Annotated in this window: 18 protein-coding genes and 1 pseudogene; 3 read left to right on the top strand and 16 right to left on the bottom strand. The window is 56.9% G+C overall.

Annotated elements, in window-relative coordinates:
* The 6 genes from BM152_RS19345 to BM152_RS17550 all read right to left on the bottom strand — a co-directional run.
* On the bottom strand, positions 1–263 hold a 263-nt coding region (locus BM152_RS19345; protein ID WP_170845891.1), incomplete at its 3' end, for a hypothetical protein.
* A 490-nt stretch (positions 264–753) separates the two neighbouring features.
* Positions 754–2,049, bottom strand: coding sequence for a TrkH family potassium uptake protein (locus tag BM152_RS17570; protein WP_231730450.1), 1,296 nt, complete (start codon positions 2,047–2,049; stop codon positions 754–756).
* Positions 2,050–2,099: 50 nt separating this feature from the next.
* Positions 2,100–2,762, bottom strand: coding sequence for a potassium channel family protein (locus tag BM152_RS17565; protein ID WP_066598643.1), 663 nt, complete (start codon positions 2,760–2,762; stop codon positions 2,100–2,102).
* Positions 2,763–2,904: 142 nt separating this feature from the next.
* On the bottom strand, positions 2,905–4,551 hold the full coding sequence (locus BM152_RS17560) for a BCCT family transporter (protein ID WP_066598641.1): 1,647 nt from the start codon (positions 4,549–4,551) through the stop codon (positions 2,905–2,907).
* Between the two features lie 159 nt (positions 4,552–4,710).
* Positions 4,711–7,221 carry a CoA transferase gene (locus BM152_RS17555; RefSeq protein ID WP_066598639.1) on the bottom strand — a complete coding sequence of 837 codons (2,511 nt, stop codon included), beginning with the start codon at positions 7,219–7,221 and terminating at the stop codon, positions 4,711–4,713.
* A 28-nt stretch (positions 7,222–7,249) separates the two neighbouring features.
* The gene (locus BM152_RS17550; protein ID WP_066598637.1) at positions 7,250–8,914 is read right to left on the bottom strand and encodes a GMC family oxidoreductase; all 1,665 of its coding nucleotides are present in this window, start codon (positions 8,912–8,914) and stop codon (positions 7,250–7,252) included.
* 190 nt (positions 8,915–9,104) lie between these two features.
* Here BM152_RS17550 and BM152_RS17545 point away from each other — a divergent pair, with 190 nt between their 5' ends.
* Positions 9,105–10,010 carry a LysR family transcriptional regulator gene (locus tag BM152_RS17545; RefSeq protein WP_066598636.1) on the top strand — a complete coding sequence of 302 codons (906 nt, stop codon included), beginning with the start codon at positions 9,105–9,107 and terminating at the stop codon, positions 10,008–10,010.
* A gap of 769 nt (positions 10,011–10,779) precedes the next feature.
* Here the strand turns inward: BM152_RS17545 and BM152_RS17535 are convergent.
* The 8 genes from BM152_RS17535 to BM152_RS17500 form a co-directional block, all read right to left on the bottom strand.
* Positions 10,780–11,925 carry an alpha-hydroxy acid oxidase gene (locus BM152_RS17535; RefSeq protein WP_066598632.1) on the bottom strand — a complete coding sequence of 382 codons (1,146 nt, stop codon included), beginning with the start codon at positions 11,923–11,925 and terminating at the stop codon, positions 10,780–10,782.
* Positions 11,916–13,295, bottom strand: coding sequence for an FGGY-family carbohydrate kinase (locus BM152_RS17530; protein ID WP_066598630.1), 1,380 nt, complete (start codon positions 13,293–13,295; stop codon positions 11,916–11,918). The genes BM152_RS17535 and BM152_RS17530 overlap by 10 nt, the downstream gene beginning before the upstream one ends.
* Entirely contained in the window at positions 13,292–13,606 is a 315-nt protein-coding gene (locus tag BM152_RS17525; RefSeq protein WP_066598628.1) for an L-rhamnose mutarotase, read from the bottom strand. Before BM152_RS17525 ends, BM152_RS17530 begins: the two co-directional genes overlap by 4 nt.
* Complete coding sequence (locus tag BM152_RS17520; RefSeq protein WP_066598626.1) at positions 13,606–14,610, bottom strand: ABC transporter permease; 1,005 nt, start codon at positions 14,608–14,610, stop codon at positions 13,606–13,608. Before BM152_RS17520 ends, BM152_RS17525 begins: the two co-directional genes overlap by 1 nt.
* Positions 14,607–15,584: an ABC transporter permease gene (locus BM152_RS17515; protein ID WP_066598624.1), complete on the bottom strand. Its 978-nt coding sequence runs from the start codon at positions 15,582–15,584 to the stop codon at positions 14,607–14,609. Before BM152_RS17515 ends, BM152_RS17520 begins: the two co-directional genes overlap by 4 nt.
* Positions 15,581–17,107 carry a sugar ABC transporter ATP-binding protein gene (locus BM152_RS17510; protein WP_066598623.1) on the bottom strand — a complete coding sequence of 509 codons (1,527 nt, stop codon included), beginning with the start codon at positions 17,105–17,107 and terminating at the stop codon, positions 15,581–15,583. The genes BM152_RS17515 and BM152_RS17510 overlap by 4 nt, the downstream gene beginning before the upstream one ends.
* A 93-nt stretch (positions 17,108–17,200) precedes the next feature.
* Positions 17,201–18,193 (bottom strand): rhamnose ABC transporter substrate-binding protein, encoded by a 993-nt coding sequence (gene rhaS / locus BM152_RS17505; RefSeq protein WP_066598622.1) that lies wholly within the window; start codon positions 18,191–18,193, stop codon positions 17,201–17,203.
* A 50-nt stretch (positions 18,194–18,243) separates the two neighbouring features.
* Positions 18,244–19,044 carry a DeoR/GlpR family DNA-binding transcription regulator gene (locus BM152_RS17500; RefSeq protein WP_066598620.1) on the bottom strand — a complete coding sequence of 267 codons (801 nt, stop codon included), beginning with the start codon at positions 19,042–19,044 and terminating at the stop codon, positions 18,244–18,246.
* A 187-nt stretch (positions 19,045–19,231) separates the two neighbouring features.
* On the opposite strand from BM152_RS17500, the gene BM152_RS17495 reads away from it, so the two are divergent.
* On the top strand, positions 19,232–21,328 hold the full coding sequence (locus BM152_RS17495; RefSeq protein WP_066598618.1) for a bifunctional rhamnulose-1-phosphate aldolase/short-chain dehydrogenase: 2,097 nt from the start codon (positions 19,232–19,234) through the stop codon (positions 21,326–21,328).
* A gap of 71 nt (positions 21,329–21,399) precedes the next feature.
* Complete coding sequence (rhaI, locus tag BM152_RS17490) at positions 21,400–22,674, top strand: L-rhamnose catabolism isomerase (RefSeq protein ID WP_066598616.1); 1,275 nt, start codon at positions 21,400–21,402, stop codon at positions 22,672–22,674.
* Between the two features lie 99 nt (positions 22,675–22,773).
* Here the strand turns inward: rhaI and BM152_RS17485 are convergent.
* Positions 22,774–22,977, bottom strand: a pseudogene (locus tag BM152_RS17485) (integrase); the annotation flags it as partial.
* Between the two features lie 213 nt (positions 22,978–23,190).
* Positions 23,191–23,904, bottom strand: a complete 714-nt coding sequence (locus BM152_RS17480; protein ID WP_111481416.1) for a hypothetical protein — start codon at positions 23,902–23,904, stop codon at positions 23,191–23,193.
* Between the last annotated feature and the right edge of the window lie 113 nt (positions 23,905–24,017).

Below are 24,017 nucleotides of genomic sequence, written 5' to 3'. Positions count from 1 at the left end.
ATTCCAAGTGCATCGACGCTGCCAGATCCATCGATTTGCTGTTGCCACCCAAAAGCTAACGTCTGGCCAACCCATTCATCTGGTAGACTGCCTGTGACTGCTGTTATCGTGGGGAGCGCCCCTGTTTCTGTATCTGGGTTGTTGTCGCCGACACCAAGTGCGTCTTCGTCAGAAAAAGTGATCGTCCCAACAACACCCTGCGATGTAAATGTGCCCCAAGCCGTTCCGGTAACCCCGATGATATCGATCGTGTAACTAGGCATTTTTGTCTCTTGGTGGCTGCGTGTTAATCTAGGATTGTATGGAGAATGTTGTCACAATTATGACGTGTGAAGTCACGTCGCTAAGAGAGTTCGATGTGCCCGTCTCATATTCCAACGCATCTGACCTGCGTGAGCATGCTAAGGAACCTCGTTGGACGAACGAAAGCCGGCATTCGTACACCGCGTAGCATTGGTTAATGTGGGCTCAAACCGGACTTGCAGCAGTGCGGTGCGCAAATCTTGACCTATGCAGGCTTCGGCGCGACCTCACATTACGAACCAATGATCGCGCACCTGCAGAGGATGTCTGCAAACCGCCCATCCTACGTCGAATACCGATGAGACATTTCACCGAACCGGACGTTAAACGCATCGTGCGGCATTTTTTCGGTGCGAAAGGGCTGCAGTGCGGGACAAAGCCGTCGTTAGAAGCGACATCATAGGTCGTGGCTAAAGAAGAAAAACAACCGCTGTTGAGCTTGGCTGCATTTCACCCCAAGTAAATCTGCCCTGCGGGATATTTCACCTTTGGAACGCTGCGGGTGGCGAGGAAGAAACCGATTGCCAAAGGGCCGACGCGCCCGACGAACATGATCGTCATGATGATACCGCGCCCGATGCCATCAAGCTCACCCGTGATCCCGCGCGACAGGCCCACTGTTCCAAAGGCGGATGTCACTTCGAATGCGATGTCGATGAATTGACCATCGTGGTTGATTGCCATCACGAAGACCCCAGTCAAGACGAGCAGCATGGATATTGTCGTCAGTGCGAGGACCTTCATGACCTCATCTACACCCAAGGAGCGACCAAAGACATGCAACGTAGTTTGACGTCGAAAGAAGGCGACCGTGGCAAGAAGTAGGACGAATAGTGTGGTGACCTTGATCCCTCCCGCGGTCGAGGTGCTGCCGCCGCCGACCAGCATCAACGTCATCGTCAGCAGGGACGTGCTGTCATGCATTCCGCCGGTGTCAATCGTGTTAAAGCCTGCGGTGCGCGGGGTGACCCCCTGAAACCAACTCGCCCACAGCTTGTCGATGGTGCTGAGGTGTCCCAGAGTCTCGGGATTTCTCCATTCCAAAAGCCCGAACATGACACTGCCCCAGACGATCAGGAAAGCGGTGCCAACAAGCATCAGTTTGGAATGCAGGGTTAGTTTGCGCCAGTTTCGCGTCTTGTAGACATCCCCCACAACGATGAAGCCAAGCCCACCCAAGATGAAAAGGGCAGGGATCACCAGATTGACAATCGGGTTCCCGACCCATTGCGAAAGACTGTCGGGGTGCAGGGCAAACCCGGCATTGTTGAAGGCCGAGATCGAATGAAAGACCGCCTGCCATAGGCCTGTCCAGCCAAATTCAGGAACAAATATTAAAGCCAAAAGGGCGGCGCCAATCGTCTCGCAGGCAAGGGCGATGACAAGGATCATGCGAGCAATATACGTGAGGTTCGACAGTGAAGTCTGGTTTAGGTCTTCGCGCAGGATCAGCCGTTGTGGCATGCCGACAGGAATCCCCAGAGCTCCGAGCAAGAGCACAGCAAAGGTCATAAGACCGAGCCCACCAAGCTGGATGAGTATCGCAATTATCGCTTGACCAAATCCGGTGAAGGCGGATCCGGTATCGGCTAGAGCAAGCCCGGTGACTGTCACCGCTGAGGTCGCGGTGAATAGAGCTTCGCTCAGACCGATGTCACCGTAATGCGAGATGGGCAACCAGAGAAATATAGCGCCCAGAAGGATCAGTGCCATGTAGAAAAGAGACAACAGCGCAGGCGGGGGCATTCGCAGTTTTTTCTTCCGCCTCAGAATATTCCGGAATGGTGCAGCCATAATTAGAGGCTGGCCGCAAAGCTATGTAGGTCGTTCCGTTGGCCCAGTAGTAGAAGCAGGTCATCGCGCTGCAACTGGCACTCTGAGCCGTCCTGCCCGATGAATTCACTTCCCCTCATAATCCCGATGCAGCGAAGATTGTAGGTCTTGTCATGCGGCAACTCGTTCAGGCGTCGGCCTTCGAGGCTCACGGGTATGCGGAAGTTCACCACATGGAAGCCGTTTCCGAGGCTAACATAGTCCCGCATAAGCGGATTGTGCAGAATTTGCGCGATATGTTGACCGACCTCGACCTCCGGGTGAACGATCCTGTCCACGCCGAGTTTTTTAAGAATTCGGTGGTGGGTTTTTGTCGCAGCCTTGGCCCAAACGACCTGAACGCCGACAAGTTTGAGGTTCATCGTCGACAGGATGCTGGCCTCCAAATCATCACCCATAGCAACGACAGCAGTATCACAGTCGCTGAAACCGGCATCACGCAGCGCTGCGTCATCACGGGCGTCAACGATCATAGCTTGTGACAGGGTATCTGCAAGATTGGCGACACGCGCCTCGGAGATGTCGATGCCGATTACGTGGTTGCCGAACCGTTGCAGTTCCTTTGCAACCGAACTTCCGAAGTTGCCCAGACCAACGACACCAAATGTTCGTTTTTTGATATTCAACGCGTTGTGTCCATCCAATTTGACTGCCGCGGAACATTGCCGCAATGCAAAAGGATGTCAATAAGCACTCATACTGCACACTCAGGAGTGTTGAAGGCACTGCAAAGCGAGCTGAGTGTCCCCGCTTTGCAGTCATTTTCAATCAGTTTTCAACGTGGACGCTTTGAACGCCATTTCTTTCACGTATGCCGTCTTTGATTACAGCCTTGATTAGCGCCACACACATCAGGAACATCACGAAGCTAAACGGCAGCGCGCCGATGACCATCGCGGTCTTGATTGCGCCTAACCCGCCGACGAGCAATAGGCCTCCAACCACGAGACTGAGGGCGACGCCCCAGAAGATGATGTGGGCGCGGCCCTTCGGGCTTTCCTCACCTGCCGCGTTGATGGTGTTGACGATCAAGATCGCGGAATCCGCTGTGGTGACGAGGTAGGTCAGCAAGAGCAGCACGACGATAACAGCCATGACCCACGCAACACCACCGCTTAGGATCAGGTCAAGCATAACGAAGAGCTGGCTCTCTTGACCCGCGCCCGAGATGGCGTCGCCTGCGGTGCCGTTCAGCGTCATGTCGATGGCGGTGCCCCCGACCACGGTGAACCAAATGAAGCACATCAGCGACGGGATCACGATGGCGCCCATCACGTATTCGCGGATGCTACGCCCGCGTGAGATGCGGGCAAGAAACACGCCGACGAAGGGCGCGAAAGCGATCCACCATGCCCAATAAAACACTGACCAGCCGCCCTGCCACGAGGCCAGGGCGTCACCTGTTTCCGTGCCGTCTGCGTGCCAGACAGTGAAGAGCAGGCTGGGTAGTTTTATCAGGTAGGTGGTCAGCCCTGAAAATAACGCGTCGAGGCCAAAGAACGTCGAGCCGAAGAGAACGAAGAAAGCCAGCAGGAAAAAACTTAGCCCCATGTTCAGGTTCGACAGCCACTTGATCCCCTTGCCGACCCCCGATAGCGCCGAGAGAGTGGAAGCGCCAAGGATCACAACGAGAGCGACCACGATGCCCGCGGCGGTCGGTTTCCCGTTAGTCATAACGATCCAGTCGCCGAAGCCTACGCGGTTTAGGCCCGCCACGAATTGCTCCACGCCAAAGCCGAGCGTCTGAGCCACACCGAGGATGGTCGCGACCACTGCGACTACATCAACGATATGCCCGCCCGTGCCTGACATGCGCGCGCCGAAAAGCGGGGTCAGCCCCGAACGAACGGTCAGCGGTAGGTTGCGGCGGTAGGAAAAGTATGCCAGCGAAAGGCCCACCAGCGCGTAGCACGCCCATGCTGACAACCCCCAGTGCAGGAATGACCAGACATAGGCGGCGGTCACGTTGTTCGCCGAGGATCCCGTGGTTTCACCCATGATCACGTTCGGGTTCGTCGCGAAGTGATACATCGGCTCGGCGGTTGCAAAAGTTAGCATGCCGATCCCGATGCCCGCCCCGAACATCATTGAGAACCACGAAAAGCGCGAAAACTCGGGCTGATCTTCCGGCAGGCCAAGTTTCAGGCGACCGGTTGAGGGTATCACTGCCAGCCCGACGCACAGGAGTAAGAATAGTGCGACAACATATATATACCAGCTCGCAAAGGTCTTGAGCATCGCGCCATTCATGGCATTGAGAACTGCAGCGGCATTTTCAGGCACGCTTATAGCCCAAACAATCAGGGCACTGACAAGAATTTTCGACGGGATAGCCACACTCTTGGCAAAACCGGAATAGAAGCCGCTATCCGCGGTCGGAATCTCCAGATCCATAAGGGGGGGTTTATCAGCCATGTTTCCTCCGTTTTGGCACGTAGGCGCGGACAGCCTCCTCCAGTTGTCGGGCCTATTGTCCGACATGATCCATCCGAGCCTTCTGTGGTGCCGCGTGCGATAGCCGTGGCGCGCGGCAGATCTACGTAGGAGACAGAGCGCCCCCTTCGCATTTCGCCCTTAGCTGGGCAGGTATTCGGCGCTCCAGCTTTCGCTGAGTTGGCCGGATTTCAACATGCGTTCGATGGCAGCGTCGGAATATCCGAGATCGGTGAGGATCTCGCGCGTCGATGCACCGAATTTTTCAGTGGGCGAGAGGGCATAAACACGTCCGCGCAAAGGACGAACCGCATAAGGATCAAGCTGGGTGACCTCATGCCCGCTTGGGTGATCCACGTAATGCGAGAAGGAGTAGCTGCCGCGATCTATTCCTGGCGTTCCGTCCGGTTCGCGCAAGTTCTCGGAGCGCAGTGCCTCAATGTTGTGGCAGATCGCGCAGCCGATATCCGCCGCGCGCAGTCGCGCAACCCACTCCGACGCGGGATGCACTTGAAATGCACTCGCAAGGTATACCGCGCGCTCCTCCTCTGGAACGTCAGGCAGGTATTCGAGGCCTTCGACATTGCGAAATCGTGGCAAGTCCGTCTCGTATGCGCTGAGCAAGATATATACACCTGATGCCGTGCTGTAGAAGCGGCTGAGCGAGTCATAGCCGTTGACTTCAGGGCCAGAAGGCTCGTCAAAAAGCCCGCGCCCACGGTAGTCATAGGCAAATGGGATCTGTAGCAGCCCGCTATTGGCGCAAAGTGAGGTGCGCCCGCGCCCTATACGCCCGAAACGGTGTTTCTGATAGAGTGCCGCTGCGACGGCCAATGCACCGCCAAAGCCGCACATCACGTCGATCGTGCCAACGTGAGCGTGTTCTTCCGGACGGTCCATCGCCCCTCCAAAGCGCAGCATGATCCCCGTCGACGCCTGCACCAGATCGTCATAGCCAATGTAATCTGTGCGCACTCCGCGCCGCACACCGCTGAAGCAGTCGAGCTTGCAGAAAATGGCTTCAGGATTGAGTTTGCGCAGTTGGCTGGCATCCAGCCCCATCCGCTTGATCTGACTATCGGGTGCATTCCAAAAAATGACATCGACCGATTTCACGAGATCTTCAAAGACGCTGCGCCCGTGTTCGGATTTTACATCGGCAAGGATCGATCGCTTCCCGCGCCCTTGACTGAGTCCATAGATCACGGTGTTCCAGCTATCATAGAGCGGCTGAGCGGGGTCGAGTTTAATCACTTCGGCGCCGAAACGCGCCAGATAGCTAGCAGAATGCGGCCCCGCGATAACGTTGCACATATCGAGGACGCGCACACCAGAGAGCCACCCTTCCTGTTCGACCCCCTCTTCGGGGCTAGGAATGTCGGTCCGCAACTTACGAAGAACTTTTAGCGCCTCGTCCACCTCGACCCATCGGCGCGGCTCAGGCGTCAGGGCCTCTTCACCGCTTTCTTCCATCCAGACCACAGGCCCTGGTTGCGTCATCTCTCCGTATTCGGGATCCCATACGTCGATCATAAGACCAGACGCTTCGGCGTACTCGTCATTGATCCACTCCTGTAACCAACGCTGCGGCGCACCTGGAATTCCTGCCCGCCCGAACAAACGCTTCCACTCGTGCGAGGTGCGGGTCATGAAGACCTCTTTCATCCGCTCGGCGATTTTGTCGGCCCATTCCTTCGGCATCGGATAGACGCCCAGAGAGGTGTCTGAGACCCATTCGGACTGCGGCTTGTAGGTATCGTCCTCTTCTTGAAGCCCCTCTTCGATCATCTCTTCGTAGAGGCCCAGCACTTCGAGGCAACGACGTGCGTGGTGTTTGTGACTGGGGCAAACCACGTAGAACATGCGCCCGTCTTTACACATGTAGCTGCGAAAGAACGGATCGAGAAGTTCCTGCAAATCCTCGTAGGAGACATTCATTGGCAGACCTTCGATCCGCCGCCGCTCGATCTCGATTTCGCGTTGGGTCAGGTAGCGTTCGGGCATATCCGACACCTTAATGGAGTTGTAGCACAACCCCTCCATTACCGCGGCTGCTAGCGGCACCTCGATCTGATCGCCCAACCCCGTCAACTGGCGCGATTGCAGCGCCAGTACCGTGGCCGAGGCCGCGATCTGCGACGCATAGGCTGAAGATAGCGGCAATGGCGAGAAGGAGGGATTCAAGCCCATCAATACGCGGTTCAGGCCCATGTCGGTAAAGACGCCCGAACTAGCTGCGACCACGCTTTCAAAGGCCCGCAATTCGCGATTTTCAGCATCGTTGGAGGCAAACCCTGGCAGGGAAATGGTGATCAACTCAGGCCGTTCCTCACGCATCGCCGCGAAATCAATACCTAGAGCCGCCAGCTTTCCTGGCCGAAAATTCTCGACGATAATATCTGCTTCTTCACAGAGAGCACGGGCGTGCGCCAACCCCTCGTCGGTCTTCAGGTTGAGGTTCACGATCAACTTGTTGCGCATCAAAGTGGCATTGGCTGGGCTGTCCCACATCGGACCGTCTGGCGGGTCAATATGTACCACCGTAGCGCCCAGATCCCCCAACAACATCGCTACGGCAGGTCCGGCGATATACTGTCCGAAGTCGACCACTTTGACCCCTGTCAGGGGCAGACTGGAAAATGAGTTACGCATGATTCCTCCAAATGACAAGGGTGCCGACCTACCGGCCTGCAAGTATCCAACGGGCCGCTTTTTCCGCGATCATCAAAGTCGGGGAATTGGTGTTGCCACTGGTGATTTCAGGCATGACAGATGCATCGACAACGCGTAGCCCTGACACCCCCTTGAGGCGCAAATGCGGGTCGAGCACCGCTGTGTCGTCGTGAGCGCTGCCCATTTTGACGGTGCCGACGGGGTGGAAGATCGTGTTGGCGATGTCGCCCGCCAGCTTGGCAAGCTCATCGTCGGTCTGGAACTGAGGGCCAGGCTTATATTCCTCGGGCTCGTAGGGCTTCATCGCGGGTTTCGACATGATTTCGCGCACCTGACGTAGACTGTCGGCGGCTACTTTGCGGTCCTCTTCGGTGGCAAGATAGTTGGGTGAGATCATTGGCGCGTCGCGAAAGTTAGTCGAACGGATTCGCACATGACCGCGGCTCGTCGGGTTCAGGTTACAAACGCTGACCGTGATCGCGGGAAAATCGTGCAAGTCCTCGCCGAAGGCCTCAAGACTGAGTGGCTGCACATGGTATTCGAGGTTGGCGTGCGATTTAGTCGGGTCAGAGCGGGTAAAAGCTCCGAGCTGACTGGGAGACATGCTCATCGGGCCTGAACGTTTCAACAGGTATTCCGCGCCGATCACTGCCTTCCCAAAGAGATTGCCCGCAACGGTGTTGAGGGTGCGCGTGCCCTTGACCTTGTAGACAGCGCGAATTTGCAAATGGTCTTGTAGGTTCTCCCCCACAGGCGCATCGCGGAGCACTTCGATGCCATGCTTCTGCAAAAGCGCCGAGGGGCCGATGCCCGAAAGCTGCAGGATGTGTGGAGAGTTGATCGCCCCCGCTGAAAGCACCGTTTCTCGCCTTGCGCTCACCGTTACTGACCCTCCCTTGCGATTGACCTGCGCCCCGCGGCAGACCAACGCACCGTTATCGTCGCGACCGAAGGTTAGCTTCTCGACCTGCGCCTCGGTCCAGATCGTCAGGTTGGCGCGCGACTTGGCGGGGCGCAGGAAAGCTTTCGATGTGTTCCAACGCCAGCCGGAACGTTGGTTGACGTCGAAATAGCCAACTCCGGCGTTGTCGCCACTGTTGAAGTCGTCGGTCTTCTCAACGCCAAATTGGGTCGCAGCATCAGCAAAACTATCCAGAACTTCCCAGCGAAGCCGTTGCTTCTCCACGCGCCACTCGCCTCCGTGGCCGTGTATGTCCGAGAAACGACCGTTGTCGCCCATCTTCGGGTCGGCGCCATCGTCGAGGTTGTGGTGGTCCTCATGGGCCATGAAATCGCGCAGTGAGTTCTCCCAGTTCCACGCCTCCTCGCCGCTCAAACGTGCCCAGTTGTCGTAGTCGCGCGCTTGACCGCGCATGTAGATCATACCGTTGATGGAGGAACAGCCGCCGAGGGTCTTGCCACGCGGATAGCGCAACGTTCGGCCGTTCAGCCCTTTGTCCGCCTCAGTGTTGTACATCCAGTCAGTGCGTGGGTTACCAATGCAGTAGAGATAGCCAACAGGGATGTGAATCCATGGATAGGTGTCGGTCTTGCCTGCTTCCAGAAGCAGCACCCGGTTGGCGGGTTCCGCGCTCAAACGGTTGGCCAACAGGCACCCCGCCGAACCACCGCCAATAACGATGAAATCGAATTCTTCCTCGACCACTGACATTCTGGAACACCCTCCTTCGTGTTTGGCCGCATTGGAGAAGTGGTCAGCCCGCACAGGCCCGACCCAGAAAAGGGGCGAGATGTCAGCGGTGCGATACGCTCCTCCCTGCGCAGCGACTTTCAGAGGTATAGAAAGAGGCGGTGCGTATTCCTAATGACATAATTTTCAGAGTGATATTAAATTCGTTAATATGAAGAGATTCTTAAACCCCAACAATATTCTGGCCTTCGTGACCGTTGCACGAGAGGGCAGCGTTTCGCGTGCGGCTGAGATTTTGCACCTCTCCCAACCCGCTATCAGTCACCAGATCAAGCGGCTGAGTGAGGAAACGGGGGTCACATTGTTTCGGCGCACGCCGCATGGTCTCAACCTGACCATAGATGGCGAGGCGCTATTGCCTAGGGCCGAGCAGGTTCTAAGTGCCATGGCCGAACTGCGGCGTAGCGCGAGTACGCAGAGCGGTCAGATTTCGGGCAAGCTGAAGATCGGTACGATCGTAGACCCAGAGTTCATTCGCCTCGGTCAACTTCTGAACCGCCTCAGGGAAAACCATCCCAGAATTGTCAGTGAACTCGTTCACGGGATCAGCGGTGAGATTCTCGACAAGCTGAAACGCCGCACGATTGATGTTGGATTCTACCTCTGCTCGCCTGAGGAAATCGCCGTAATCCCCTCGGAGGAGCCGCTTTACACGAAAAAACTCGCGCACTTTGCCTATCGCGTCATTGCCCCAGTTGGTTGGGAATCGCGGGTCGCCAATGCTTCATGGTGTGAACTAGCTGCTTTACCGTGGATCGGGACAACTCCTGACTCCGTACACAACCGCCTCTTAGCCAAGATATTTGCCCGCCACAGCGTGGTGCAAAACTCCGTTGCGCTGGTCGACCACGAGGCATCAATGCTGGAAATGGTACGTTCAGGCGTCGGGCTGTGTCTGTGTCGCGAGTCCATCGCACTGCATCAGCGTCAGGCCTACGGGGTGAGCATATGCGAAACACAACGGATCCCCGCTTGCCTATGCATCCTTACATTGGATGCGCAAAAAGACACGCCGATAATGACGGCCCTCTTCGAACAGGTCGACGCGATTTGGTGAACTTGGCAGCAAAGTTCATGACTGCTCCAACAGCAAGAGTGATGTTTGACTTGGTCTGCCAAAATTAAACAGTATGCGAAATTTTATCTATCACTCAGAATAGAACACGAAAATGACGATGAGGCGTCTCGATCTGTATGTTTGGACAAAGGTCAATGGCAAAGACATAAAAAGCGTTGTCGGGACTTGGAAGCTGTACATCCAATCTCTGTATGATGGGGCGATGCGCTCTCTGATGTTGGGCCGAAGCACGGAGATAGCGCAGTACCAACTGCTTGCGCTGGCCAAGAAAGTCCCAATTTAGTTCTGTGATCCGTAACGGTGTTCCCGCCTCACGTTGCAGTGTCGGGTCTGGGCTGCGAGATCATACCCATCTCATAGTGGGGAGTGCGTTTCGCAACGTGCGCTACAAATTCGTTTCTCAAATCGTTGGGCGTGGAGTTCTATGCGGCGGGCCTCCGGCGTAGATCGGATGCAGTGAAGGCGCAGGCCATTGCAGATACGCGTGGGGCTCAGCCGCCGCTCTAATGTCTTTTTACAAGGATTTTTCAGACTTTTGGGGGACGCCAGAGCGTTTTTTGCATTGTGAGCCCCCAAAGGGGGGGGCGAGATCTGAAGACGCCGGTGAATAAGCTCTGATGCGCGGGTTGGATACCGCATGACCGAATGTGCGTCTCGGCGCTATTCCTATCTTACAACGGGCATCAACGTGAGTTGGCCTCAAAGCGAGTGCCGGATAACCCCTGATGACATGCGCCCACCCAGTAGATCAACGCGACCGCAACATGTCGGGTGTGAGATCGGACACACGCGTTACGCCCATCAGACGCATGTCGCGGTTTATCTCCGCAGTCATCTGGGTCAGCATCCGCTCGATGCCGGGCTGTCCAGCGGCCGCTAGGGCATAGAGATAGGCGCGGCCTAGTCCCACGGCTTTTGCGCCAAGTGCGAGTGCTTTGAGCACATGGGTGCCGCGTTGGAAGCCGCCATCTACCATCACGTCCACCTTATCGCCCACCGCCTGCACAATCTCCTCAAGCTGATCAAAACCGGAGCGCGAGCCATCCAATTGTCGCCCGCCGTGGTTCGACAAAACAATGCCCTGGCACCCGATCTCGGCGGCCTTTTTCGCATCCTCAACGCTTATGACACCTTTAAGGCAGAACGGCCCGCCCCATTCGGCCACCATTCGCTCCACATCGTCCCAGTTCATCGACGGGTCGAGCATCTCCGTGAAATAGCGTCCGATGGTGAGCGTATCGCCCTTCATGTCGATATGGGCGTCGAGCTGCGGCAGGCTAAATTTTTCGTGGGTGACGTAATTGATGCCCCACATCGGCTTCATTGCGAATTGCGCCATGCCACCGAGCGTCAGGCGGAAAGGGATTGAAAAACCTGTGCGAAGATCGCGTTCGCGGTTGCCGCCGGTGATACTGTCAACGGTCAGCATCATGACGTTGATACCGCTCTCTTTCGCCTTTTGCATCATGGCGGAATTGAGGCCGCGATCCTTGTGGAAATAGAACTGATAGACCTGCGGGGTGTCGTGTTTTGCAGCCAGTTCGGCCATCGAAACCGTGCCGAGCGACGAGACCCCGAACATCGTGCCGAACTTTGCGGCAGCGGCGGCTGTGGCGCGTTCGCCCTCGTGATGGAACAGCCGCTGAAGCGCGGTCGGCGACAAGTAGATGGGGAGAGCGAGTTTCCGCCCCATGATCTCGGTCGAAAGGTCCACATCGGTGACCCCGCGAAGTACGTTCGGCACGAGGTCAACGCTCTCGAAGGCTTCTGTGTTGCGGCGCAGCGTCACTTCGTCGTCGGACCCGCCGTCGATGTAGTTGAAAATCGGGCTAGGCAAACGGCGCTTGGCCAGATGACGGAAATCGTGGAAATTGTGACAATCGGTCAGGCGCATGTCTTTTCCTTTTCAACTCGGGCTTGCCATACGGCGGCGTAGTGCGTGAGCATATTGCTCTGCGCGGGCGTGACTTTATGGGTCAGAGGCGGAGGGACTTGCTCTGCGAACAACATGGCGGCTCCAACGGACGTGCCTGTCGCGGAGGCCGCAATCTCTACCCCGTCGGCGTGCAACGTGGCGAGCATGTCGAGATACTCGCGATTGCGGGCAAAGGGGCCTTCGATGATCACCGGACCATCAGCACCGACGAGATCAAGGCAGGTTTTGGTCATTAGGGCGAGGTAGAATCCGAGCGCGGCCATGCGTTGTCCCTGTCCATCGGGAAGGGCGGTCCATGTGGCGTCGCGGCCGCGGAACGGTCCCGAACCCGGCTCTACTGCAGGTAAAAGCTGGATTCCATTCTCGAGCACCGCCGCGCGGTCCGCCTCGGTCACATCTGTATCTCCGCCCGCGCGGATGATCTCATATTCACGCCCACCCATAAAGCGGGCCGATGGCACAGCCTGACCCAAAGCGTTGACGTTCACCAAAGCGTCGCGGTCGGGATCGAGAGGGGTGGCATGCCCGCCGACCGACATGACAACGGCCCATGTTCCCGTCGACACGACGGAGAATGCCCCTTTGCGCCCCAAGACATGTGGCAGGAGAGACGCATTGGAGTCATGGATGCCACAGACGACGGGCGTGTCCGGCGATAGGCCGGTGTGGGCGGTAATGTCGTCAGACACCATGCCCAAGACGTCGGCGGAGGGATGCGCGGGGGCGAGGCTGTCGGAAAGGCCAAGACGTTCGACAAGGGACGAGAACTTTGCTTCCCACGGGTTCCACAAGTCGGTGTGACAGCCCAAAGAGGTCACATCTGTCGCCATTTTTCTGGTCAGACGAAAACCCCAATATTGCGGATAGGTGAGCACATGCGCCACCCGGTCTTGTAGCGCGGGATCTACCTCGAATTGCCAGAAAAGCTGTGCGCCGAGATTGAGCCCCATCCCGAGACGTGGCGAGCCTGTTTCGGAAAACGGCGGGCGAACCGCGTCATATTCGGTGGCGAGAGTGTCAGGCCCGTCATGCTCGTAATCAAGCATGGGCGCCGCGAGGTTTCCATCCGTATCCAAAAGAACAGCGGAGGCGCCATGCGTGGTGACTGAGATCGCATCAACCCCATGGCTTTTGTGGAACGCCGCAAGGTTGTCGAGAAAAAACGCCCAATGTCCTTCGAGATCGAAATGCGGCCAGGGCGGGCCATCCAGAACGGTGTTCGGACGGGTGACGACGGCGATTTCCGAGAGGCTCACGCCATCAACGAGCGCCAGTTTGGCGTTGGTTTTTCCGACATCGAGAACGGCGATATGGCGCGGCGTAGTCATGGCAGGTGGAACACGGTTTCGAGCGGCTGCTCTTTGGGGCGGTTGTCCGAGTGGGTCTCCATAATGTCGGCCATATGTGCCCACCAGCGCTTCATCACCGGATGATCGGGTAGGGCCGCCATACAGTGATCATCGCGCCGCCAGAGGACGCCCAACAGGTGACGGGTCTCCGGGTCGTAATGAATGGAGTAGTCCTCGACACCCGCATCCTTGAGTAGGGCGACGAGCTCAGGCCATATCTCGTCATGGCGTTTGCGGTACTCGTCGAGGCATCCTTCGTTCAGCACCATGCGGAAGGCATATTTTTCCATCATTTCCTCCGAAGGTTCTGGTAGATGCGCGGCAGGGCGATGACGCCAATCAGTAGCGCGCCGATCACGATGGACATCACGATGCCCGGTACGTTCAAAAGGCCGAGGCCGAAGGTGACAAGGCCCATGACGAAGGCTGCGATCACGACGCCGGGGATGGAGCCGGAGCCGCCGAGGATGCTGACCCCGCCAAGCACGACCATCGTGACGACTTCCAACTCCATGCCGGAGGCAATGGAAGGTCGTGTCGAGCCGAGGCGCGAGGTGAGGCAGACGGCGGCCAGTCCGGACATCAAACCGGTCAACAGGAATAGGATGAATTTCACGCGCTCTACACGAATGCCGGAAAAGTTCGCAGCGGTGGCATTGTTGCCGATGGCATAGACCGCGCGGCCAAAGTTGGTTTTGTGCAGGACGATCCCGTAGATCACAGCGAGTATCGCGAAGATCGTCAACTCGACAGTGATGACCCAGAACACATAACCCTGACCGAACCACGCAAACTCCGAGGGGTAGCCCCGAAACGCGCCATCGCCGAGCACGATATAGCTGATCCCGCGAAAGAGGCTCATGGTCCCGATGGTCACAACGATGGATGGCAGGCCCAGACGAGTGACCAGCACACCGTTGAAGGCTCCGCAGAGAAGCCCGGTCACGAGGCCCGTTGCAACAATCGCAGGCGTGCCGAACCCGGCCTGCATCACGAGCCCCATGGCTGTGGAGGCAAGCGCGATGATGGAGGCGACAGAGAGGTCGATCTCTCCCGCGATAATCAGGAGCGCCATGGCAAGGGCGATCATTGCCTTTTCCGTGAAGTTGAACGTTGCATCCGAGAGGTTCCACGCGTTTAGGAAGTAGGGCGAGGCGAAGCTATTGAGGATGAAAATCCCGATGGCGACCAATAGGAGCAGGCTCTCCCAGCTTTTGAGCGTCCGCACGAGAGGCGTGGTCAGCCGGTCGGGGATTTGACGGGCGGTGGTCTGTTGTGTCTCGGCAAGGTTCATTGGGCATGCTCCGCGGATTTGAGAATGACACGGCCTTTTGAGCGGCCAGCACGCGAGTTGAAGGTCACAGCGATGATGATCGCGGCGCCGGAAATGGCGAGTTGCCAGAAAGGCGAGACGTCAATCACCGGCAGGGCGTTTTTGATGATCCCGAGGAACAGTGCGCCAAGGACCGCCCCGCCAACGGTGGCAATGCCCCCCGCGATGGAGACGCCGCCGATCACACAGGCTGCCACGACATCAAGCTCGAAACCGCCCGCGATATCGACAAAGGCTACGGCATAGCGGGCGACCCAGAGATAGCCGGTGAGACCGGCCAACATGCCGGAAATCACAAAGGAGAGAAACTGGGTCCGCCCCACGTTGATGCCGGTGTACACGGCAGCATGCGGGTTGCCGCCAACGGCAAAGAAAGCCCGGCCCAGGGTGGTGCGGCTCATGACGAGGCCAAGGATCAAAGTGACAATTACCGCTATCCAGCCGAGAATCGGCAGGCCGAAAATGGTTTCACGCGGAAACGCCTTGAATGCGGCGCTCATCTGGTGGGAGTTTACCCAGCTACCGTCGGTCAGAAGAAAGATGATGCCGCGAAAAATGGTCATCGTACCAAGGGTCACAACGATTGGCGGAATCGTCAGCTTCCAGACAAGAAAACCATTGATCGCCCCCATCAGCGCCCCGAGCCCAAGTGCCAGCGCAACCAGAACGGGAACGGGCACTCCGGGAAACGAGACGTTGATCAATGCGCAAACCATCCCCGTTAACGCTAGGTTTGCGGCAACAGACAAGTCAATGGATCGTGTCAGGATGACAACCATCTGCCCCAGCGCGAGGATGATCAGAGGTGCAGTGTCTGTGAACACGGCCAAGAGGTTCGAGGGCGTCACGAAACCGGGAAAGCGGCTCGCGACAAGTGCCAGCAGAAGCAGGATGGCGCCAACAAGGATCGCCTCGCGGGATTTCAGCTGTGTCATGCCGCTTCTCCTTTAGATGAGATGCCCGCAGCGTGGCGAACAAGGGTTTCGGGGGTTAGTTCGTCACCTTCAAGCTCGGCTACCATTCGGCCTTCGCGCATGACGATCACGCGGTCGGACATGCCCAGAATTTCGGGGATTTCAGAGCTGACCATGATAACGGAGAGACCTTCAGAGGCGAGTTCCGACATAAAGTCATGCACAGCGGCCTTGGACCCGATATCGATGCCTTTTGTCGGCTCATCCAAAATGATCACGGTCGGCTGCGTGGCGAGCCATTTGGCGATAACCACCTTTTGCTGGTTGCCACCGGACAAACTCCCCACTGTGGTGTCGAGCGAGGCTGCGCGCAGATCTAGGCGTTCGGTATACCGACGTGTCAGAGCGAATTCTTCAGCCATCTGCGTGAAGCCGTTCTTGGACAGACGCGGAAGCGAGGGTAGAGTGACATTCTGGAAAATCGGCATATCTAGGATCGCGCCCTGTTTGCCGCGATCTTCAGGGACATAGACGATCCCAGCGGCGATGGCGTCGGCGGGCGAGCGGATGACCTGCACTTTGTCGTTCAGGCGGATTGCGCCTTTGGAGGGGCGTGTCACACCAATCAGGCTTTGCATGAATTCGGACCGCCCCGCGCCCACAAGTCCGTAAAACCCGAGGATTTCACCGCGGCGCAGGGTAAAGTGGATATCCTCGAACTCGGTTGGGTGGCTATAGCCCGCAACGATCAATACGTCCTCACCGATCTGGGCGGCACGTTTCGGGAAAATTTGGTCGACAGAGCGTCCGACCATCATCTTCACGAGATCGGCTTCGGTGATATCCGCCATTTCGCCGGCGCCGATATACTGTCCGTCGCGGAAAACGGTGTAGCGGTCGGCGATGCGGAAAATTTCGTCGAACTTGTGAGAGATGAAAAGGATCGCCTTGCCCTGCGCCTTTAGTTTTTCAACAAGCTCGTAGAGCTCTTCGATTTCCTTTCGGCTAAGTGCGGCGGTGGGCTCATCCATAATCACGACGCGGGCCTCGACGGATAAAGCACGGGCGATGGCCACCAGGTGCCGAGAGGCGATGCCCAGATCCTTGAGCCGGACAGCCGCATCTATCTCCGCGCCGATCCCATCAAGGATGTCCTGAGCCTTCACGCGCATGGCGTTGCGGTCAATGAGGCCTAAACGTCCTTTCGGGGCATGACCGAGAAAAATGTTCTCCGCGACAGACAGTTCGTCAAACAGCACTGTTTCTTGATGGATTGCGGTCACTCCCGCCGCAGATGCGTCCTGCGCGGTCGGAAACCGGACCTCTTGGCCGTCTACAAGGATGCGCCCGCCGTCAGGCTGGTAAATGCCGGTAAGCGTTTTCACCACGGTCGATTTGCCCGCGCCGTTTTCCCCGATCAGCGCCGTCACCTGCCCTGGATAAAGTTCGAGCGTGACGCCGTCGAGGGCTTTGACGCCCGGGAATGTCTTGGTAATGCCGTCAAGCGCGAGAACTGGCGCGGCATGTGTCTGTTCATGGCCCATGGCTACCCCATTGGCTTTATGTGTCTGTCAAAAAGGTGAAATAGGCGGCGCTATGGCCCACAAAGCGCCGCCAGTAAAGAACGTCTTCGGGAGTTAGAAGATGTCTTTGAAGTCTGCGATATTGGACGCGTCGTAAACGAACGGATCGGCCATCGCGCCGGAGTTCGTTTCATCAAGCGTCACTTCGCCCATGCGGCCCATTGGAATGCTTGCGCCCGGCTCGGCTACAGCGTCTCCTTTAGCCAGGTGGTAGGCGATCATCGTGGCAGAATAACCGAGATCAATTGGATTCCAGATCGCAAAGGATTTGGACGCTCCGCTCTCGATCGCACCCGCCATTTCAGACGGAAGGCCGAGGCCGGTCACATTGACCTCGCCCACCTTGCCCGCATCGACCACAGCCTGTGCGGCGGCCACAATGCCCACTGAGGTCGGCGCGATAATTGCGTCGAGATCGGGATAGGATTGCATGAGACCGGTGGCTTCGCGGTAGGATTTGTCTGCAAGGTCATCGCCATAGACGGTCGCGACGACTTCGACGCCCGGATAGTTGCCCATCACTTTGTTCATCTCTTCGATCCAGATGTTCTGGTTCGTGGATGTGGTGGTGGCGGACAAGATGGCGACTTGGCCTCCCTCGGGCAGCTCATCGGCGGCCAGTTTGATGATCATGTTGCCGATAAGCGGGTTGGACGACGGGTTGAGGTGCATCTGACGGCCCTCTTCGGCCACGCCGGAGTCCCAGGAAATCACGGTGATTCCGCGCTGCATTGCTTTTTTGAGGGTCGGCACAAGCGCGTCGGTGTCGTTGGAAGAGACGGCGATGGCGTCCACCTTCTGTGCGATCAGCGAGTTGATCACTTCGATCTGGCCTTCGGCGGTGGTGTCGGTCGGGCCGGTGTAGATGATTTCCACATCCCCCAGTTCGGCGGCGGCTTCCTCTGCGCCTTTTGCAGCCGCTTCAAAGAAGCCGATGCCGAGCGCCTTGGCGACGACTGCAATGCGCATGTCCTCGGCGGAGGCAGCCCCCGCGAACAGGCCTGTCGCGATGGCCGCGGTGGTCAAAAGTTTTGTAAGTTTTTTCATGTGGAGTCCTCCCTAAGTCTCCTGGTTGATCTTTTCGTCCTCACCAATGGTCAGGACGCCTTCTCCTCCTGCGACGCGCCAACGGGCGCGACGATGAGTTTGATATCAGCCGCCTCAATCATTGCGGCCTCCTGATCGCCGATTCTCTCGTCAGTGATCAGCACGTCGATGCGATCAAGAGGACAAAGCACAAGGCTCGACCGGTTTTTGAATTTCGTGGAATCGACCAGCAGCACAAGTTCATCGGCCTGACCGATTAGTTTCTGCTCGGCCTGAATAAGTAGAGGGTCGGCTTCCATCACCCCCAAAGGTGCGACGCCTTGCGCCCCCATAAACATGCGGCGCGCGTAGAAATTGCGGGTAACGTCATTGTCGAAAGGCGATAGCACGATGTTCTGTTCGCGGTAGATTACACCGCCGGAAATCAGCACCGAGTTTTTCGAGGTCTTCAAAAGATGCTCGGCAATCGGAAACGAGTTGGTGAACACCTGACATCGGCGTGTCGCGAGCGGGTGTACCATCTGGAACGTCGTGGTCCCGCCGTTGATGATGATCGGCTCGCCGTCTTCAATCATATCGACGGCGGCGCGCGCGATTGCTTGTTTTTGCGCGATGTTGCGCGTTTCGTTCATGGCAAAGGGGCGGCCTGCGAGGCCAGGGAACGGATTGGGTGCGAGCGCTTCGGCTCCGCCCCGCACGCGGCGCAGCTTCTTGGCAACATGCAAAGCCGCGATATCTCTACGAATAGTGGCCTCGGATGCGCCTGTCAGGCTGCACAGTTCGACGACGGTTGCGACCGGTCGTTCCTGAACGGCGGACAGAATGATCCCGTGGCGCTCTCTCTCGTGCATTGATGAAGTTCCTCCCGTTGCTAAAACGTGGCGGTCAAAGCGATCATTGTCAATCATAAAATGTCATTTTTATCATTCTGCGACTGCATAATGATTGATTTTGATTATTTGTGATTGACAATCTGACGCAGCGCACGCAGATTTGGCTCAATACAGACCATACACTGATGATCGGGAGGAGATCACCATGACATCCGCATCCACGCGGCTTGCTTCGCTTTGGGATGACGCCAAAGCGACAGATATGAGCGAGCCAGAAAAACTGCTTTACCGTTCGAATTTGCTTGGCTCCGACAAGCGTGTGACCAATTACGGCGGCGGCAACACGTCGGCGAAAGTCATGGAAGACGATCCGCTCACCGGGGAAAAAGCTGAGGTGCTTTGGGTGAAAGGGTCCGGTGGGGACGTCGGATCCATCAAGATGGACGGGTTTGCGACTCTCTATATGGATAAACTCCGCGCGCTCAAAGGAAAGTATCGCGGGGTGGATTTCGAGGACGAAATGGTCGGCTACCTGCCGCATTGTACGTTCAATCTAAACCCGCGCGCGGCCTCCATCGACACGCCGCTGCACGCTTATGTGCCGAAGAAACACGTCGATCACATGCACCCTGACGCGATCATCGCGATCGCTGCTTCGAAAGACTCGAAAGCCCTGACCCAAGAGATCTTCGGGAACGATATCGGTTGGTTGCCTTGGAAAAAACCCGGCTATGAGCTGGGATTGTGGCTGGAAAAATTCTGCCTCGAGAATCCGGATGCCAAAGGCGTCGTGCTCGAATCCCACGGGTTGTTCACCTGGGATGACGATGCGAAAGTCTGTTACGAGCTAACGCTTGAGATCATCAATAAGGCGATTGCTTATTTCGGAGAAAAGACAGCGGACATTCCGGCATTCGGTGGTACGGTGCATGACAGCCTTGCCTCCGAGGCGCGCCGTGAAGTGGCGGCGAAGCTGATGCCCGCGATCCGTGGGTTTGTCTCCGGCGCGCAGCATATGGTCGGCAATTTCGACGATTCTGACACCGTGCTCGAATTCGTCAACGCCAAGAATATGCGTGATCTGGCCGCACTCGGCACATCTTGTCCCGACCATTTCCTGAGGACAAAGATTCGCCCGCTGGTTCTCGATTTCGATCCGGCCAAGAACAACATCGATGAGGTGCTCGCCGGTCTGGATGCACAGATCACAGCTTATCGCGAAGATTACGCCGCCTATTACGATCGCTGCAAACACGGCAACTCACCCGCGCTGCGCGATCCAAATGCGGTCGTCTATCTGGTGCCGGGCGTGGGTATGATCACTTTCGCGAAGGACCGTGCCACCGCGCGAATCTCCGGGGAGTTCTATGTCAACGCGATCAACGTGATGCGCGGAGCTTCGGCGGTGTCCGAATATTGCGGGCTACCGGAACAGGAAGCGTTTGATATTGAATACTGGCTCCTCGAAGAGGCCAAGCTTCAACGGATGCCGAAGCCGAAATCCCTCGCGGGTCGCGTGGCGCTTGTCACTGGTGGTGCAGGCGGGATCGGCGCGGCCACAGCGGCGCGATACCTGCAAGAGGGGGCCTGCGTCATGCTGGCTGACATAAACGAGACCGCTCTCGATGAAGTGCGCACCGGCTTTGCCCAGCAATTCGGTGCGGATGTTGTGCGCTCTGTTGTGATGAATGTGACCGATGAAGACGCGGTTGCGTCGGCCTATGCCTATACCTCTGTCGAATTTGGCGGGGTCGACATTCTCGTCTCCAACGCAGGCATTGCGTCGTCTGCTCCGGTCGAAGAGACCACGCTTGAACTGTGGAACAAGAACATGGACATCCTGTCCACAGGCTATTTCCTTGTTTCGCGCGAAGCGTTCAAGGTGATGCGCACGCAAGGCATCGGAGGCTCCATTGTCTTCGTGGCGTCCAAAAACGGTCTCGCGGCCAGCCCGAACGCATCGGCCTATTGCACGGCGAAAGCGTCGGAAATCCACCTCGCGCGCTGTCTCGCGCTCGAAGGGGCCGAGGCGGGGATTCGCGTGAATGTCGTGAACCCGGACGCCGTTTTGCGTGGGTCCAAGATCTGGGAAGGCGAATGGCTGGAACAACGCGCGGGCACCTATGGCACCGACAAGGATGGGCTGGAGGAAATGTACCGCCAACGCTCCATGCTCAAACGCTCTGTTCTTCCTGAGGACATCGCGGAAGCGGCCTATTTCTTTGCGTCCGAACAGTCGTCAAAATCGACGGGTAACATCGTCAACGTTGACGCTGGAAACGTGCAGGCCTTTACCCGCTGAGCCATTCAAAGACCAAGCTGTGCGTCCGGCTCGTAACGGGGTAGGGCGCGCAGGTTTCACGGGAGGAAACTATGATCGACACGAATATAATTGAGGCACAAAATGCCGCGCACGCAGCAGACCTGATCAAAGACTACGACGCGCTTGGCGAAAAGCTGTCTCGCAAGGGCATTGACATCGAGGTCATCAAGGACCGCGCTAAAGGGTTTTCCGTGGCTGTCCCCAGCTGGGGCACTGGCACGGGCGGGACGCGTTTTGCCCGCTTCCCAGGAGAGGGCGAGCCGCGCGACATTTTCGACAAACTCGACGATTGCGGCGTGATCCATGTGCTGACGGGCGCCGCGGGCTCCGTGTCGCTTCATATCCCATGGGACAAGGCCGCGCCTGCCGATCTTTTGGCGAAGGCTGAAGAGACCGGGCTGCGTTTTGACGCGATGAATTCTAATACTTTCCAAGATCAGCCGGATCAGGCGCAGTCCTATAAATTCGGCTCGCTGAGTCATGTCGATGCCGCGACCCGCGCGCAGGCGGTGGAGCATAACCTCGAATGTATCGAAATCGGACAGGCCCTCGGCTCAAAGGCGCTGACGGTCTGGATCGGGGACGGCGCGAATTTTCCGGGGCAGACCCATATGGGCCGTCAGTTCGAACGCTACCTGTCCTCGATGAAGGAGATCTACAAAGGTCTGCCTGAGGAGTGGTCGATCTTTTCCGAACACAAGATCTATGAGCCTGCCTTTTATTCGACGGTGGTTCAAGATTGGGGCACCTCGCTTTTGACGGCGCAGGAGCTGGGCGACAAAGCGAAATGTCTCGTCGACCTCGGGCACCACGCGCCGAATGTGAACATCGAGATGATCGTCTCTCGCCTTATTCACGCAGGCAAGCTCGGAGGCTTCCATTTCAACGACTCGAAATACGGGGATGATGATCTCGACAGTGGCACGATCGAACCCTACCGGCTGTTCCTTGTTTGGAACGAATTGGTGGATGCCGAGGGCACACCCGGCCTTGATCTGTCGCATATGATTGACCAGAGCCATAACGTGACCGATCCGATCGAGAGCCTGATGATCTCAGCGATGGAAATCCAGCGCGCCTATGTGCAGGCAAGTCTCGTGGATCGCATGGATCTTGCAGGTTATCAGGACGCAAATGATGCGCTTATGGCCTCAGCAACCCTGCGCGCCGCCTTCCGAACTGATGTCGAGCCGATCCTGAAAATGGCAAGGTTTGAAGCGGGTGCAGCCATTGATCCGATCATGACCTACCGTGCCTCGGGCTACCGTGCCAAGGTTGCTTCCGAACGCCCTAAAGTCTCTGGTGCAGGCGGCGGGCTCGTTTGATAGAGGTTTAACTGTAATAGTTTGCGGTGAGAGGCCATCTCCATTTTTCGAATTGGCGAACCTACGTGCCTTTCACCAAGAGCTGTCTGAACGGCAATACATCTTCACTAAGTCGCAGCCGCGTAGCTTGCTGTCGGTGGCAAGATTGAAGAGGGCCAGATCGCGATGGTTTACGGCTAGCTCCAGCCGCACCCTGATCGCCCAGACGTGTTTGGGCTTGAGCGGCCGTTTCTGGCCGACGATCCGGCCATTGTTCCAGGCCGGGTGTAGTGCGCGGATAGCGGGTAAGTTTGGTGTTTCCATGACGGATCCTCCGATCCACCACGCCCCCCCCCCACATCGACAACCCGAAGTGGACGAGACATCATATCACATGATGCCACGACGCATCCGAGGTCGGCTGTGAGCCCAAAGTGACCAATGTTGCGGACAGTTCGAATGGCGGTTCAGTCGGAAGCTCGCAACCTGAGGTTCAGAGCGGAAATACAAAATCGATATCGGCAGTAACCTTCATGATCAAATGGCTCGGATCACCTTCGCCCGTTGGATGAGGATGACGGCCAAAAGAATGCTCAGTATCAATGCAGGATGATTAAGCCAGTAATCCTTTGGCGGACTGTTCGTGTGGTCTTTTGGATAATACTTGGCCAAATTGAAAAAACTGCTGAAATGAAATGCGAAGACCCAAACTGAGACTAACCAAATTGTTGCACCTGAGCGCAGCCAAAGCCCTAACGCAATTGCCACGATCAAGACGCTTTGTGGCGAAAACCTTAACCTGAAGGATTCACCGCTGGTTATATCTTCGAACAGTTCAATCCAAGTTTGTGACCAGAACGGCGAAATAGCATTCAGGGCCAACACAGTAAACCAGGCCGTCAACCCCCAATACAACGTCATCATCCAGATCTGATATGAAGATCTAACAGGCATTTTTGCCTCGGTGCGAAGAGGTTCACGTACGATCGTGCGATGGGCGAAATACAAAACGGACAGCACTACCAACGCCAACCATGCAAGCTGTACCTTTTCCGAAGCAATCCAATCAAAACCCGCGTAATAGCTGTAGCCGAAAACAGGCAGGTTAGTGCGGGCCCCAATGAATATTGGCGGCGTCGCCACCATTACGGCCAGCACGCCGAAGATTTTTGTCGCTCGATCGCTTCCTGCGCGGAGAGTATGTAAGAGACCGACCGATAGCCCCAGCAAGATCGCGGAGATGACCAACACACTCGTGGAAAGCCTAACTGAATTGCCCCGAGTTTGCCGGAGACCATCAACTTAAGTAAGGATGATGGTTATGACAAAAAGTAAAATGGCAAATCGCTACTCGCCTGAGGTCC

Origin of the sequence: Celeribacter halophilus, from assembly GCF_900114135.1 — a bacterium.
Classification (GTDB): Bacteria; Pseudomonadota; Alphaproteobacteria; order Rhodobacterales; family Rhodobacteraceae; genus Celeribacter; species Celeribacter halophilus.
Note: the sequence above shows the minus strand (reverse complement) of the source record. Positions and strands in the feature narration are given on the sequence as shown.

Coding starts and splice junctions, on each gene's coding strand:
- BM152_RS17570 (WP_231730450.1), bottom strand. CDS start 2,049: ATGCCCCCGCCTGCGCTGTTGTCTCTTTTCTACATGGCACTGATCCTT.
- BM152_RS17560 (WP_066598641.1), bottom strand. CDS start 4,551: ATGGCTGATAAACCCCCCCTTATGGATCTGGAGATTCCGACCGCGGAT.
- BM152_RS17555 (WP_066598639.1), bottom strand. CDS start 7,221: ATGCGTAACTCATTTTCCAGTCTGCCCCTGACAGGGGTCAAAGTGGTC.
- BM152_RS17550 (WP_066598637.1), bottom strand. CDS start 8,914: ATGTCAGTGGTCGAGGAAGAATTCGATTTCATCGTTATTGGCGGTGGT.
- BM152_RS17545 (WP_066598636.1), top strand. CDS start 9,105: ATGAAGAGATTCTTAAACCCCAACAATATTCTGGCCTTCGTGACCGTT.
- BM152_RS17535 (WP_066598632.1), bottom strand. CDS start 11,925: ATGCGCCTGACCGATTGTCACAATTTCCACGATTTCCGTCATCTGGCC.
- BM152_RS17530 (WP_066598630.1), bottom strand. CDS start 13,295: ATGACTACGCCGCGCCATATCGCCGTTCTCGATGTCGGAAAAACCAAC.
- BM152_RS17525 (WP_066598628.1), bottom strand. CDS start 13,606: ATGGAAAAATATGCCTTCCGCATGGTGCTGAACGAAGGATGCCTCGAC.
- BM152_RS17520 (WP_066598626.1), bottom strand. CDS start 14,610: ATGAACCTTGCCGAGACACAACAGACCACCGCCCGTCAAATCCCCGAC.
- BM152_RS17515 (WP_066598624.1), bottom strand. CDS start 15,584: ATGACACAGCTGAAATCCCGCGAGGCGATCCTTGTTGGCGCCATCCTG.
- BM152_RS17510 (WP_066598623.1), bottom strand. CDS start 17,107: ATGGGCCATGAACAGACACATGCCGCGCCAGTTCTCGCGCTTGACGGC.
- rhaS (WP_066598622.1), bottom strand. CDS start 18,193: ATGAAAAAACTTACAAAACTTTTGACCACCGCGGCCATCGCGACAGGC.
- BM152_RS17500 (WP_066598620.1), bottom strand. CDS start 19,044: ATGCACGAGAGAGAGCGCCACGGGATCATTCTGTCCGCCGTTCAGGAA.
- BM152_RS17495 (WP_066598618.1), top strand. CDS start 19,232: ATGACATCCGCATCCACGCGGCTTGCTTCGCTTTGGGATGACGCCAAA.
- rhaI (WP_066598616.1), top strand. CDS start 21,400: ATGATCGACACGAATATAATTGAGGCACAAAATGCCGCGCACGCAGCA.